At 63.8% G+C, this 13,451-nt stretch carries 15 protein-coding genes; 7 read left to right on the top strand and 8 right to left on the bottom strand.

Going from position 1 to position 13,451, the window contains the following annotated elements; all coding sequences use genetic code 11:
- Nucleotides 1–259: 259 nt before the first annotated feature.
- The 5 genes from NKG99_RS20815 to NKG99_RS20835 all read right to left on the bottom strand — a co-directional run bounded on the left by NKG99_RS20815 (nucleotide 260) and on the right by NKG99_RS20835 (nucleotide 6,613).
- Nucleotides 260–2,239, bottom strand: a complete 1,980-nt coding sequence (locus tag NKG99_RS20815) for a glycoside hydrolase family 127 protein (protein ID WP_352870504.1) — start codon at nucleotides 2,237–2,239, stop codon at nucleotides 260–262.
- Between the two features lie 22 nt (nucleotides 2,240–2,261).
- Nucleotides 2,262–3,119, bottom strand: coding sequence for a carbohydrate ABC transporter permease (locus NKG99_RS20820; RefSeq protein ID WP_352870505.1), 858 nt, complete (start codon nucleotides 3,117–3,119; stop codon nucleotides 2,262–2,264).
- On the bottom strand, nucleotides 3,119–4,042 hold the full coding sequence (locus NKG99_RS20825) for a carbohydrate ABC transporter permease (RefSeq protein ID WP_352870506.1): 924 nt from the start codon (nucleotides 4,040–4,042) through the stop codon (nucleotides 3,119–3,121). The genes NKG99_RS20820 and NKG99_RS20825 overlap by 1 nt, the downstream gene beginning before the upstream one ends.
- A 216-nt stretch (nucleotides 4,043–4,258) precedes the next feature.
- Complete coding sequence (locus tag NKG99_RS20830; RefSeq protein ID WP_352870507.1) at nucleotides 4,259–5,506, bottom strand: ABC transporter substrate-binding protein; 1,248 nt, start codon at nucleotides 5,504–5,506, stop codon at nucleotides 4,259–4,261.
- 63 nt (nucleotides 5,507–5,569) lie between these two features.
- Nucleotides 5,570–6,613, bottom strand: a complete 1,044-nt coding sequence (locus tag NKG99_RS20835; RefSeq protein WP_352870508.1) for a LacI family DNA-binding transcriptional regulator — start codon at nucleotides 6,611–6,613, stop codon at nucleotides 5,570–5,572.
- 368 nt (nucleotides 6,614–6,981) lie between these two features.
- Between NKG99_RS20835 and NKG99_RS20840 the strand changes: the two genes are divergently transcribed.
- The 3 genes from NKG99_RS20840 (at nucleotide 6,982) to NKG99_RS20850 (ending at nucleotide 8,625) form a co-directional block, all read left to right on the top strand.
- Nucleotides 6,982–8,049, top strand: coding sequence for a diguanylate cyclase domain-containing protein (locus NKG99_RS20840; protein WP_352870509.1), 1,068 nt, complete (start codon nucleotides 6,982–6,984; stop codon nucleotides 8,047–8,049).
- Between the two features lie 172 nt (nucleotides 8,050–8,221).
- Nucleotides 8,222–8,428, top strand: a complete 207-nt coding sequence (locus NKG99_RS20845; RefSeq protein ID WP_352870510.1) for a hypothetical protein — start codon at nucleotides 8,222–8,224, stop codon at nucleotides 8,426–8,428.
- A gap of 5 nt (nucleotides 8,429–8,433) precedes the next feature.
- Nucleotides 8,434–8,625: a hypothetical protein gene (locus NKG99_RS20850; protein WP_352870511.1), complete on the top strand. Its 192-nt coding sequence runs from the start codon at nucleotides 8,434–8,436 to the stop codon at nucleotides 8,623–8,625.
- An 85-nt stretch (nucleotides 8,626–8,710) separates the two neighbouring features.
- Here NKG99_RS20850 and NKG99_RS20855 read toward each other — a convergent pair whose 3' ends face one another.
- Nucleotides 8,711–8,977 carry a DUF1488 family protein gene (locus NKG99_RS20855; RefSeq protein ID WP_352870512.1) on the bottom strand — a complete coding sequence of 89 codons (267 nt, stop codon included), beginning with the start codon at nucleotides 8,975–8,977 and terminating at the stop codon, nucleotides 8,711–8,713.
- Nucleotides 8,974–9,222 carry a hypothetical protein gene (locus tag NKG99_RS20860; protein ID WP_023760015.1) on the bottom strand — a complete coding sequence of 83 codons (249 nt, stop codon included), beginning with the start codon at nucleotides 9,220–9,222 and terminating at the stop codon, nucleotides 8,974–8,976. Before NKG99_RS20860 ends, NKG99_RS20855 begins: the two co-directional genes overlap by 4 nt.
- A gap of 250 nt (nucleotides 9,223–9,472) precedes the next feature.
- Between NKG99_RS20860 and NKG99_RS20865 the strand changes: the two genes are divergently transcribed.
- The 4 genes from NKG99_RS20865 to NKG99_RS20880 all read left to right on the top strand — a co-directional run bounded on the left by NKG99_RS20865 (nucleotide 9,473) and on the right by NKG99_RS20880 (nucleotide 12,398).
- Nucleotides 9,473–9,787 carry a co-chaperone GroES gene (locus NKG99_RS20865; RefSeq protein WP_352870513.1) on the top strand — a complete coding sequence of 105 codons (315 nt, stop codon included), beginning with the start codon at nucleotides 9,473–9,475 and terminating at the stop codon, nucleotides 9,785–9,787.
- 90 nt (nucleotides 9,788–9,877) lie between these two features.
- A complete protein-coding gene (groL, locus tag NKG99_RS20870; protein ID WP_352870514.1) occupies nucleotides 9,878–11,509 on the top strand; it encodes a chaperonin GroEL in 1,632 nt (543 codons plus the stop codon).
- Nucleotides 11,510–11,660: 151 nt separating this feature from the next.
- Nucleotides 11,661–11,819 carry a hypothetical protein gene (locus NKG99_RS20875; RefSeq protein ID WP_352870515.1) on the top strand — a complete coding sequence of 53 codons (159 nt, stop codon included), beginning with the start codon at nucleotides 11,661–11,663 and terminating at the stop codon, nucleotides 11,817–11,819.
- A gap of 264 nt (nucleotides 11,820–12,083) precedes the next feature.
- The gene (locus NKG99_RS20880) at nucleotides 12,084–12,398 is read left to right on the top strand and encodes a GYD domain-containing protein (RefSeq protein WP_352870516.1); all 315 of its coding nucleotides are present in this window, start codon (nucleotides 12,084–12,086) and stop codon (nucleotides 12,396–12,398) included.
- A gap of 71 nt (nucleotides 12,399–12,469) precedes the next feature.
- Here NKG99_RS20880 and NKG99_RS20885 read toward each other — a convergent pair.
- A partial coding sequence (locus NKG99_RS20885) for an autotransporter family protein (protein WP_352870517.1) occupies nucleotides 12,470–13,451 on the bottom strand: 982 nt, incomplete at its 5' end.

Here is a 13,451-nt window from a genome sequence, read left to right on the forward strand (position 1 = left end):
AATTTCCTGACAGGTTTTGGCGTTCGGTTTCCGGTCGTTTAGCGGACATACGACCGAGCCGGGCGTCCAGCACTCAAGGGGGCCGCTGACACCAGCAGAAACACCGCAAAAAGCACCAGGTGGTTCACGCTGGAAGCGCACTTCTACCTGTTGCTGCCGTTTTTGCTGATGGCGTCCAGGCGTTTCCGCCGGAAAGCGCGGAACCAATCGTGCCTGGGATTCGATCCGTTGTCGCCATCGCCGATACACCAAACATCGTTCACCCGTCCCTGAGCCAAACCAGCATTTCGCCGGGCTCGCGGTTGTCCCAGGCGAAGTAGGGAATGGCGGTCAGGCGCGTCGCTGTCGTGGCCGGCGGTTCGGGCCTGTAGAGCTCGCTTTGCCATCCGTCTGTGGCATCGGCTTGCGCGACAGCCGACAGCGTCACCACGCCGCCGAGAAGCTCCGGCCGATCCCGCGCTTCGAGGCTGGCCGTCCTCGGCAGCGTCAGCCGATGCAGTTGGCTGTCATTGTCGGTCGCCTCGACGCAGTAGATCAGCGGACCGCGCGACAGCGCGACGCGGCCGGCATCCTGGCGCACCCGCGGGTTGGCGTAGAGCCGCTCGATCGGCATTTCGAGATCGAGCCGCACCTGGTCGCCCTTTTTCCATGTCCGCCGGATCGCGGCGTAGCCGTCGCTGGTGACATCCGCCAGCTTGACCGCCTCACCATTGACCTTGAGCGCGGCGCCGGTGCTCCACGCCGGGATGCGCAAATGCAGCGTGAACTCAAGCGGCGACCGCGGCTCGAGCGTGAACTCGACGGCGCCGTCCCAGGGATAGCGGCTTGCCTGCGTCAGGCTCACCGGTGTGCCTGATATGTCGAAGCGGGCGGTCGAGTCGCCATAGAGATGGACGGCCAGCGCGTCGTCGGCCAGGCTGTAGAAATAGCTGCCGATCGAGGCGACCATGCGCCCGATATTGGGCGGACAGCATGGGCAGCGGTGCCATTTCCAGCGATTGTGGGCGCCTCGGCTTTCGAGCGGGTTCTCGTAGAAGAACAGCGAGCCGTCAAGCGACAGGCCCGAGATCGAGCCATTGTAGAGGGCGCGTTCCATCATGTCGGCGTAACGGGCGTTCGGCCCCATGCCGAGCATGCGGCTGGCCCAGAACACCAGTCCGACCGCGGCACAGGTCTCGGCATAGGCGCTTTCGTTGGGCAGGTCGTAGTCGCTGGTGAAACCTTCATTGTGAGCCGACGGCCCGAGCCCGCCGGTGATGTAGAGGCTCTTGGTGGTGAGATCGTCCCACAGACGGTCGAGTGCCACGCGCAAGCTGTCGTCGCCATATTCGGTGGCGATGTCGGCCATGCCCGAATAGAGGTACATCGCCCTGACCGCGTGGCCGACGACCTTGTCTTGCTCGCGCACTGGAATGTGCGACTGGCTGTATTCATAGGTCTTGAAATGATAGGCCTTCGGGTCGGCGCCACGGGCGCGCGCCTCCTCGTCGAAATAATGCGGCTGCTGGCCGCGCTGGTCGATGAAGTATTTGGCGAGGTCCATGTATTTCCGCTCGCCGGTCACCCGCGCCAGCTTGACCAGCGCCAGCTCGATCTCCTCGTGGCCGCAATAGCCCTTCTTCTTGCCGGGCTCGGGGCCAAGCACCGATGCGATATGGTCGGCATAGCGGCACATGATGTCGAGCAGCTTGCGTTTTCCCGTCGCCTGGTAATAGGCGACCGCGCCCTCGATCAGATGGCCGGCGCAATAGAGCTCATGGCAGTCGCGCAGATTGGTCCAGCGCTTGCCCGGCTGGATGCGCTGGTACCAGCTGGAGAGATAGCCGTCCTCTTGCTGCAGCTTGCCGTACATGTCGATGACGGCATCGATCTTCTTCTCCAGTTCGGGGTTCTTGCGCCGGTAGAGCGAATAGGCCGCGGTCTCGATCGTCTTGCCGAGATCGGAATCCCAGAACATCTGCGTGGTCACCGTCGATCCCGTGAATTCCGCGCCCTGGCGGTCGGCCTCGTCGGGCGAGGGCGAGTGGAAAGGAATGACGACGCCTGGCGAGGGCCGGTCCGGGTCGATCTGCTCCAGCATCCGGGCCTCGACGCAGCGGTCGTAGAGGATATCGGCGGTGCGCGTGGCCACCGCGTCGGCGCGGTCGCCCCAGAAGCCGTGCACGTCGACCTGCGGCACCGGCAGCGGGCGGAAGGCGAGCTTTGGTTTCCCGGTTTTTGCGGATGGCGATGCGGTCATGAACTTACTCCATTCGGTCGGTCTATTTCACGGCCCCGGCCATCAGGCCGCGGATGTAGAAGCGCTGCAGGACCAGGAACAGGATGAGGCAGGGCACCATCATCACGGTGACGCCCGCCTGCACCGCACCCCAGTCGATGGCGCCGAAGCGGCCCGACTGCAGTGCCGTCATCATCACCGGCAGCGTGAACTTGGACTGGTCGGTCATCAGCACCAGTGCTGCCAGGAATTCGTTCCAGGCGCCGAGGAAGGCAAACAGCGCGATGGTGACGACGCCCGGCCAAACCAGCGGCAGCATCACCTTCAAAAGCATGGTGACATTGCCGGCGCCGTCCATGCGGGCGGCTTCCTCGATCTCGCGCGGCACGGCGTCGAAGGCGTTGCGCATCATGAAGATCGAGAACGGCAGTTGCAGCGTCACATAGACGCCGACCAGGCCGGTCAGCGTGTTGTGCAGGCCAAGCTTGGTCAGCACCAGGAAGATGGGCGTCAGGATCGACTGGAACGGGATCATGATCGTCGACAGGATGAGGATGAAGAACAGGTCCTTGAACGGAAACCGAAACCGCGAAAAACCGTAACCGGCCAGCACGCTGACGGCGACCGACAGCAGCACGGTCATCACCGAGACGTAGATGCTGTTTTGCGCCGAGACCCAGAGCCCGTCGCCGAAGCTGTTGAGCGTGGCGTAATTCTCCAGCGAGAAGCCTGAGGTTGGCCAGGGCGGCAGCGGCGGCAGGCGTGCTTCGGCCGCCGGCTTGAACGCCGACAGCACCGCCCAGACGATCGGCGCCGCAAACAGCACCGAGGCGATGATGCCGGTCGAATGCTCGCCGATGCGAGCCAGGAGCCGGCGGTTGCGGGAAGCGGCCTGCGCCATCAGTCGAGCCCCTCCGGCTTGCGCAGCAGCCACAGCTGGACGAGGCTAAGCGCCACCAGGACGACGAGCAGCACCATCGAGAGCGCGGCACCATAGCCGAGCTTGAACGAGACGAAGGACTGGTTGAAGATCCAGTAGACCGCCGTCAGCGTCTGGTTGCGCGGGCCGCCGCGCAGGATGATGTAGAACTGGTCGAAGGCGAGGATCGAGCCGGCGACAGACAATATCAGCGCGAGCGCCAGCGTGCGGCGCATCAGCGGCAAAGTGATCGCCCGGAACCTGGCGAACGGCCCGGCGCCGTCGATGACGGCCGCCTCCTGCAGGTCCTGCGGGATCGATTGCAGGCCGGCCATCAGGATGATCATGGTGAAGCCGGCAACCTTCCAGACGACCATGGCGATGATCGACCAGAAGGCCGGCTGGAAGGTGGCCAGCAGGTTGAATTTCTTGTCGATCAGGCCGAGATCGTAGGCAGCCGGGCTGAACAGGCCGGAATCGACATTCAAGAGCCATGACCAAAGCAGGCTGGCCGAGGCGAAACCGACAACCGCCGGCATGAAGAACATGGTCCGGTAGAGATTGGTCAGCGGACGCGGCCGTTCGACGAACAGCGCCAGCGGAAACGCCACCACGAAGATCGCGATGGTGACGATCACGGTATAGTAGGCGGTGAAGCGCAGCGCATTCCAGAACCTTGTGTCGCGCAGAATGGCGACATAGTTGCCCAGGCCGATGTAGCTGTGCTCGCCCATGAGCGGCCAGTTGTGCAGCGACATCCATGCCGTCATGCCGAGCGGGATGAGGAAGAAGACGACGACCAGCGCGACAGCCGGCGCGACATAGAGCAGGCCGATCCACTGCCGGCGGCCGGCGAGTTTGCGGGCGCGGGGCGGGGCGGTGGTTGCTGCGGTGATGACGGTCATGGCTGCTCATCCGTTGGCACTGCGTCCCCCTCCCCCTCGAGGGGAGGGTCCGGCCGAAGGCCGGGGTGGGGTCTTCTGCGAAGCGCGCCGACATCAAGAAAAACGTCGAGCACTTCCGAGGCGACCCCACCCGGACCTGCGGTCCGACCTCCCCTCAAGGGGGAGGTGGGGCGGCCACCCGCCCAGGGAGACAGGCGGGCGGCCGGCAGACGCCGCTTATTTCTGCGGCGCCTGGTCGATGATCGACTGCATCGTCTCCTGCGCATTGGCGATCGCGCCGTCGACATCGTCGCCGAAGAAGACCTCGTTGATCATCTGCGTCCACGGCCCGTTGGCGGAGTTGATCAGGTCGTTGAACACCACCGAATAGGGCGTGCGGCCCTTGGCCATGGCCTCGGCGGCGATCTGGTAGCGCGGATCGAGATCCTTCAGCGCATCCTTCGCGATGTCGCCGCGCACCGGCAGGCTGCCGTATTTGGCGAGGATCGTCTGGCCCTCGAGCGAGTAGGCGAAATCGAGGAACTCCTTCACCACGGGCAGTTTCGTTGTGCCCTTGGTGACGACGAAATTGTCGCCGCCGGCAAAGGACGACCAGCCGCTATCCTTGCCCGGCAGGAAGGTGACGCCGTAGTCGATATCGGGATACTGGGTGTTGAGCGCGCCGATGGCGAAGGCGCCGGACGGCGAGATGCCGATATTGCCGGCGGCGAAGGCAGCAAAGAAGTTGGCGCCGGTATCGGTCTGCGCGCCTGCCGGCACCAGGTCCTTCTTGACCATCGAGCGGTAGAGATCGATGGCGCCGCGCAATTGTGGGCTGTCCAGCGTCGCCTTCGAGCCGTCCTCCGACAGGATGTCGCCGCCCGACGCCCAGATCAGCGGCGTGAAGGTGAAGATGTTGCAGCCGCCGCAATTGCCCGAGAAGTAGAAGCCCTTGATGTTGCCGCCGAGCGCGTTGACCTTCTCTGCGTCGGTCGCGATCTCGGCCCAGTTGGCCGGGCCTTTTTCAGGGTCGAGCCCGGCCTGCTTGAACAGTTTCTTGTTCCAGATCAGCACCGAGGCGTCGGCCGAGAAGGGCAGGCCGTAAATGTGATCCTTGTATGTGCCGGTCTTCACATGCGCCGGCGACAGGCTGGCGAAATAGGGCAGGGACTTGGCCCAGTCGGTGATGTCCTCCAGCTGGCCGGCGGCGGCGAAGGACGGCGTGTAGATCAGGTCGAGCGATAGCGCGTCGGGCGCCGTGCCGCCGGCGGCCGCGGCACCATATTTCGGGATGATCTCGGCATTGGGGATGATGTCCAGCTTGACCTGGTTGGTGTGCGCCTTGTTGTAGGCGTCGACGATCCTCGGCATGAAATTCGAGCCGTCGGCGCGCACCCAGATGTTGGCCGTCTCGGCGGCGGCAGTGCCGAGACCGCTACCCAGAACGGCAGCGGCCAGGGCCAGTTTGGCAATCAGGTTCCTCATGTTCTCCTCCTCCAGGTTTGGCCGCGCTCCGCGGCTTGGCGCCGATTGCGCGGCGCTTGGTTTTCAGCCATCCAGCGGATGACCGCATGACTGCCGCACCACCAGCCGGCACGGCAGTTTTCGAATGCCCGGCGCGGCGGGCTTGCCGCCGACCAGCGAAAGCAGGGTCAATCCGGCTTCGCGCCCGAGTGCGACGAGATTCATGTCGACGGAGGTCAGCGGCGGGCGCGTCGCCTCGGCCACGATCTCCCAATTGTCGAAACCGATGACGCCGACATCGCCCGGAACGCTCAGGCCTCGCTCGCGCAAGGCATCGATGACGCCGCGCGCGATCTGGTCGTTGCCGCAGAAGAGGGCGTCCGGCTTTTCTTTCCCGCCGTCGAACAGGTGCGCCACCGCCTCGTGACCCCAGGCTTCCGACCAGGAACCGAGCAGCGGCTCGGTGACCGGCAGGCCGTTTTCGATGAGCACGTCGCGGTAAGCCCGCGCCCTGGCGTGCACCACGGCAAAACTCGCCGGGCCGGTGACATGGGCGATGCGCTTCCAGCCCAGCCGGCACAAATGCTCGACCGCCAGCCGGGCGCCGTCGGAATCGTCGGAAACAAAGGCGATGGCGTCTGGATCGGGCTGCGTGAAGGCATAGATCACCGGGACGCGCAGATTGGAGAGGTCGACAGGCAAATGGCGATCAATGCGCTTGCCGGTGGCGATGATGCCGTCGACGCGCTTGTCGAGCATGGCGTCGACATGCATCTGGCCCAGCCGCGGATCCTCCTCGACATTGCACAGGAACACCGAGACGCCATTGTCGACCAGCGCGTCCGAAATGCCCGACATCAGTGGCAGCGAGAAGCGGCCATAGGTGTCGTTGGTGAGCAGGCCGACGGTGAAGCTGCGCCGCCGGAGCAGGCTCTGCGCCAGGCTGTTGGGCCGGAAGCCGAGACGCCGGGCCGTCTCGCGAATGCGCTCGCGCGTCTCGCCGGTCATTCGTCCCTGGTCGTTGAGCGCCTTCGAGGCGGTGGCGACGCTGACGCCGGCTTCAGCCGCCACGTCACGCAGGGTGACTGGCTTGGAAAAGACCGGAACAGGCAGATCGTCCGATGCCATCGCGCCGAGAATCCTTAAGCTGGGAAAAGGTTTTCTCTTAAGGCCCGAAAAAGACCCGGCACATGGCCAAGCCTGATCGGAACTGTTTGGAAAAACCTTTTCTCAAGTCAAGGCTAGGCCAGATCGGGAGGTCGTTCAAGGGGAAAAGTGGTTTGGGTCAGGGCAATCGCGTCAGGTTCTGGCATTTGCCCCATCGCCCGAACGCCCGGCAGGCGGGTGAGGGGCGGCGCCAACTTCAACGATTGATGGGCTCGTCCAAAATTGTCGGCGGATACGCAGTCCGGTTCCGGCGAAGCAGCCCATCATCAGCGAAGTGTTAATCGCTTGCGCGCCATGGTGGTCTCCCGCCAAGACAGCAGAGCCTCGCCATGTCCGATACGCCCTACAGTCCGAAAGGCCCGGCGCGGGCCGCGCAGCCCGGCAGGCGCGCGGGGCACGACAGTTCCGACGAACGACACCGCGCCGTCGCCACCATCGCTCGGCTCAAGGCGGAGCTCGCCGCGCAGGCGGCACTGATCGCCAGGCAGGAGCTCTCGTTGGCGCACAGCCGCAAGATCTTCGACCGCGCCTCGGTCGCAGCGCGCCTCGGCGTGTGGGAATGCAGCCTGCCCGACGAGCAGCTGGCATGGACCGACGTGGTCTATGACCTGTTCGACCTGCCGCGTGGCGCAGTGCTCGATCGCTCGGAGATCATCAAATGCTACCCGGCGGAGTCGCGCAAGGCGCTGGAGACGATGCGCGGCCGCGCGATCGCCGAGCGCAGCGGTTTCAATCTCGATGCCGAGATCACCACTTTCGCCGGCCGCAGCCGCTGGATCCGCATCACCGCGACCGTCGAGTGCGAGGCGGGCGTTCCCGTGCGCATCTTCGGCATGAAGCAGGACATCACCGAGGAGAAGATCCTGTCGGACCGGATGCGCTATCTCGCCGAATATGACGTCATGACCGGGCTGGCCAACCGCTGCCGCTTCCAGGCGCGGCTGGCGCATGCAGACGAGGGCCGCCCGCTCGGCGCGCTGCTCCTGGTCGATCTCGACGGCTTCAAGGCCGTCAACGATACGTTCGGCCACGTCGTCGGCGACGAGTGCCTGAAGGAGGCGGCGAAGCGGCTTGCCGCCGGCTGCGGCGAGGCCGATCTGGTGGCGCGCGTCGGCGGCGACGAGTTCGCGGTGCTGCTTGGACCGCATCTCGACCGCGGTGCTGTCTCCAGCCTGGCGCGTCGCATCATCGAGGCGATGGGCAAGCCGGTCGCGGCCTGCGGCCAATCGCTCGGGCTCGGCGCCTCGGTCGGCATCGCCTTCATCGAAGCAGGCGCGTCCGGCGATCTGTTCACGCAGGCCGACACCGCGCTCTATGCCGCCAAGGCGGCAGGGCGCAACACGTTCCGCATCTTCAAGGTCGAGGCCGGCGTGAGAGGCCGCAGCGCCGCGGCCTGAGGGCTGGCGGTTGTTGCCGTACAGCTTCGCCGACCGGGCCTGCGCCTCTTCCACCGATGCAGTCGTTGGCGCCTATTTTTCACTTGGCATGCACAGCGCTCGCGAAAAGAGTGCTATGGAAGGGGCGTGAGCATCCTTTGCTCCGCTCTTCCCGACATTCGAGGTCATTTTCGTGCGTGAACCGTCGCTGCTGCCTGTCTTTGGAAAACTTGGCCTCAAGGCTCCTGTCGCCTTCGCGGCGGCGCCGGCCCGGCCGGCGGGTGTCGTGCCGCGCCTGCGGGAGCTTCTGGCCGCGCATGGCGGCATGGTGCTGAAACTGTCGGTCATTGCCTGGACGGTGCTGATCCTGGGCGCCGTGTTTTTCATGATGCAGGGCTGATCGGGATGGCCAACCGCTACACGCTGCGCATGGAGCTTCCCCAGAGCTGGAGCATCATCGACGTCTTCACCGGCCAGCCTGCCGTTGTCCGGCAAAAGGTGATGGTCGGAATGGGCCCGCGTGAGGCCGAGGACATGGTCATGCAGATGAATGTCCGCGACGTCAAACGCCGCGAGCGGGCCGAGCGCAAGCCCTGATCCGTAGCGGCCATTGCGTCAGGACAGCATTTCGCCGCCGCAAGAAGCCCGCCGCACCTCAAATCGAGGATTCCCGTGAGGCTGATCAGCCGAAATCGGCCGCCGTCAGCACATACATGCTCTTGTGGGTGCGGCCGTAGGCCTTCGATGCCACCTCGCGGATGGTGTTGCTCTCGGTGTCGAATGTGGCGAGGTAGCCGGCTTCATCGGCCGCGGCTCCCGGCCGCATCTTGGCCATGGCGTCGGCGGCGACGGAGAAGGAGATCTGGAACATGCCGTCATGTCCGACGAAACGGATACGCTGGCCGGCCTCGTCATAGCTGCGGCTGCGGTTGGGGAAGGTGAGACTCATGTCTTGGCCTCCGTGGCTTTCTTGGTCACCCGCTTCTTCTTCGGCGTCGGATTGAGGGCCTCGGCGACGCGGTCGGCCTCTTCCTTGGCCAGCCGCAACTCCCTCAGCCTTGCCGTCTTGATCTCCCGCGCCCTCGCTTCGGACATGTATTCGGCGGTTGCCTTGTTTTTCTCCGCTGTCTTTTTCTGCTTGTCGACAAAGCGGGCTTCGGCTTTTTCCATGATCGTCTGATTGCCTTCGGCCATCGAAGAAATCTCCCTTGTACCTGAAATCGTGAAAGTGAACTCGTCCGATAAATAGGCACTCGATCGGCAAAATTCAATCTTTTGAATTATTTGACACTCTGCGGATATCACGAAACCAGCTGCCGAAATAATACTTTTGAATATTTAATTTCGGGTGCGAATAATTTTTGGCACTCCTATCTATCGAGTGCCAATGCGTTTATAGAAAGGGGGCGTGGCCGCCTGTGCCGGCCCCAGAAAGAAAGTTCCCATGAAATTTCGGCCACTCCACGACCGCGTCGTCATTCGTCGCGCCGAAGGCGATATCAAATCCAAAGGCGGTATCATCATCCCCGACAATGCCAAGGAAAAGCCGCAGGAAGGCGAAGTCATCGCCGTTGGACCTGGCGCACGCGATGAAAATGGCGCGCTTGTTCCGCTCGACGTCAAGGCCGGCGACTTCATCCTGTTCGGCAAATGGTCGGGCACCGAGGTCAAGATCGACGGCGAGGACCTTCTGATCATGAAGGAAGCCGACATCATGGGCGTCATCGAGAAGGCCGTCGAGGCCAAGAAGGCCGCCTGACTGGAGCGCCATGCATCCTTCGGGGTGCGCTCCGAGCATTGATCATGGAGGGCAGGGCTCTGCCGTTCTCAACCGAACTGGATAAAAATTATGTCTGCCAAGGAAATCAAATTCTCCACCGATGCGCGCGACCGCATGCTGCGCGGCGTCGAAATCCTCACCAATGCGGTGAAGGTCACGCTCGGCCCCAAGGGGCGCAACGTCATCATCGACAAGGCCTATGGCGCGCCGCGCATCACCAAGGACGGCGTCACCGTCGCCAAGGAAATCGAGCTTGCCGACAAGTTCGAGAACATGGGCGCGCAGATGGTGCGCGAAGTGGCCTCGAAGACCAACGACCTGGCCGGTGACGGCACCACCACCGCCACGGTGCTGGCCGCCTCGATCCTGCGCGAAGGCGCCAAGCTGGTCGCCGCCGGCATGAACCCGATGGACCTCAAGCGCGGCATCGACCAGGCGGTTTCCGCCGTGGTCAAGGAAATCCAGGCGCGCGCCAAGAAGGTCAAGTCGTCGGCCGAGATCGCACAGGTCGGCACCATCGCCGCCAATGGCGATGCCAGCGTCGGCGAGATGATCGCCAAGGCGATGGACAAGGTCGGCAATGACGGCGTCATCACCGTCGAGGAAGCCAAGACCGCCGACACCGAGCTCGACGTCGTCGAAGGCATGCAGTTCGACCGTGGTTATCTCTCGCCCTATTTCGTCACCAATGCCGACAAGATGCGCGTCGAGCTGGAAGAGCCCTACATTCTCATCCACGAGAAGAAGCTCGGCAATCTGCAGGCGATGCTGCCGATCCTCGAAGCGGTGGTGCAGAGCGGCAGGCCGCTGCTGATCATCTCCGAGGACGTCGAAGGCGAGGCTCTCGCCACGCTGGTCGTCAACAAATTGCGTGGCGGCCTCAAGGTCGCGGCCGTCAAGGCGCCGGGCTTCGGTGATCGCCGCAAGGCGATGCTGGAAGATATCGCCGTGCTGACATCGGGCCAGATGATCTCCGAGGACCTCGGCATCAAGCTCGAAAACGTCACCATCGAAATGCTCGGCCGTGCCAAGCGCGTGCTGATCGAGAAGGACACCACCACGATCATCGACGGCGCCGGCACCAAGGCGACCATCCAGGCGCGCGTCGCCCAGATCAAGGGCCAGATCGAGGAGACGACCTCCGACTACGACAAGGAAAAGCTGCAGGAGCGGCTGGCCAAGCTCTCCGGCGGCGTTGCCGTCATCCGCGTCGGCGGCGCCACCGAGTCGGAAGTCAAGGAAAAGAAGGACCGCATCGACGACGCGCTGAACGCAACGCGCGCCGCGGTTGAAGAAGGCATCGTGCCTGGCGGAGGCGTGGCGCTGCTGCGTGCCAGGTCGGCACTGGCCGGCTTGAATGGCGCCAACGCCGATGTCACCGCGGGCATCTCGATCGTGCTTCGGGCGCTCGAAGCGCCGATCCGCCAGATCGCCGAGAATTCCGGCGTCGAAGGCTCGATCGTCGTCGGCAAGCTCACCGACAGCAAGGACCACAATCAGGGCTTCGACGCCCAGAACGAGGTCTATGTCGACATGATCAAGGCAGGCATCGTCGATCCGGCGAAAGTGGTGCGCACCGCGCTGCAGGATGCCGGCTCGATCGCGGCCCTTCTGATCACCGCCGAAGCGATGATCACCGACATTCCGCCGAAAGAAGCTGCCCCGGCAGGCGGTGGCGGCGGCGGCATGGGCGGCTACTAAAGATTCAGTCGGCCTGCGAAGGTGGCTTCATAAAAGCCACCTTTCAGACCTGACCTGAATCAGCCACCCCGGCTCTTCAATGGAGCCTGGATAGCTACCGCCGGGGGTGTTTTCTCCCGGCGTGCAGGCCTCTAGCCCAGGAGACGGATCCATGATCACGTTCGTGCGGAAGCCAGAGACGGTCGTCACGACCGAAAAAACCGAGGAAAGCCGCTTCGACCGCATCCGCAGGATTGCCGCCGACAAGCACAAGAAATCTGATTCCAACACGGCGACGCCATCAAAGAGCGAGCCCAAACGCCCGATGTGAAGCTGCGGCGCCGCCGCCACTTTCCGGCCCGAGCTCGATGCCATTGGCTGAGCCGAGATCCAGCCGATCACCTCCGCAATCCCGGTGGCTGCTATCGGCCTGTCTAGTATTGTCATTATATTAGCTAAGGCGCATATTTCACGGGCAGCGGGCCCTCGGCCGCCAACGCGTCCAAGGGCGCCTGCGTTCGTTACCGAAAAAATCACTCCGTGCCGCTCGAATTATGGAGCAGCCACGAGACAGTGACATTTGGAGGAAATACCCATGAAAGTGACTATTTTAGCAAACTATGCGCCTCATGCCGCCAAAGGATTGATGCAAGGCTCGGACAGGCAAGCCGCGGTCAAGGCGCTTTTTGAAAGCGTTGGCGGCAAGGTGACCAGCATGATGTTCACGCGCGGCATCTATGACGTCGTCGTCAATGGCGAGGTGCCGGACCAGTCAGCCGGGATTGGCATGTCCCTCGCGGTGCGAGCGAGCGGCTCGCTGACCGACATGGTCGTACTGGAAGAGCTCGACATGAAGGCAGTGCTCGCGGCCGCCAACAAGGCCGCCGGCGCGTACAAACCCGCCGGCTGATGGACTTGCCTTCTTGATCAAGGCAGCACGGTTCGATGGACGTGCCGTGCTGTCGGACAGGGCAGCATCACTCACCACTTGACGCGGAAGCCCAGCGAGCCGGTCAGCGCGTGACTATCACCGAAGTCTTCCAGGCCCGTTCGGGCGACGGCTTCGCCAAACACCGAGAACCTGTCGTCGGCCCAGTTGATGGTGCCGCCGATGCCGATGCCGCCCCAGAGCTGCTCGTTGCGGCTCGAAAGGCTGCTGCCGGCGAGGTCGACCGACGAGCCATCGCCGAAGTCGTAATAGAGGTTGGCGATGCCGTAGAGGTTCATGTGGCCGGCGCGGCCCGTGCGGTCCTGCCACTGCGTCTGGTGGTCGAGCGAGAGGCCGAGGCGGCCGAGCAGGCTGTCGTTGGATCCGGGGGTAACCCTTGCGCCGAAGGTATCGGTGAAGGCATCCATGTCGACGGAGGACCAGGCCAATTGAGCTTGTGGCGTCAGCGACCAGCTCGGGTCGAGCATGATGCGCCTGCCCGCTTCGACGCCGAGCGCGTAGCCGACGCTGTTGTTGCCGTCGGCGAGCCGCTGTCCGGCGGTCGCCGAGTCGAGATTGCTGTCGTACCAGATCACCTGTGCTTGGCCGTCGAGGTAGAAGCCCTCCGCGCCGTACCAGGTCAGCGAGCCGGAAACGCCGGTGCCGGTCGTATCGATCGACCCGCTGCCGAACACCGACGACACATCGGCGGACACCGTGCCATACTGGAAGGCAACGCCGCCGATGAGCCGACCGGCCGCGCTGTCGGACAAAAGCATGTCGGCGCCGGTCTGCAGCCTCCAGGTCGAGGTGTCGTAAGTCGTTGCGGTGGCGGAGCTTTGCGGATCGTAGGAGCCGCTGGTGCCTTCGATCCTGCCCCACAACCCTATGCCGGCCTCCGCCTTCACATCATCGGAGACCCCGTCGGCGCCTTGCGCTTCGATGGTCCGTGAGCGGTTGCCGAGCCGCTGCTGCAATGTGCTCAGTTGGTTGAAGCTCTGCAATGTACCGGCATAGGCCTCGTAGAGTGGCGCG

Source organism: Mesorhizobium sp. M1409 (assembly GCF_040317535.1).
Lineage (GTDB): Bacteria > Pseudomonadota > Alphaproteobacteria > Rhizobiales > Rhizobiaceae > Mesorhizobium.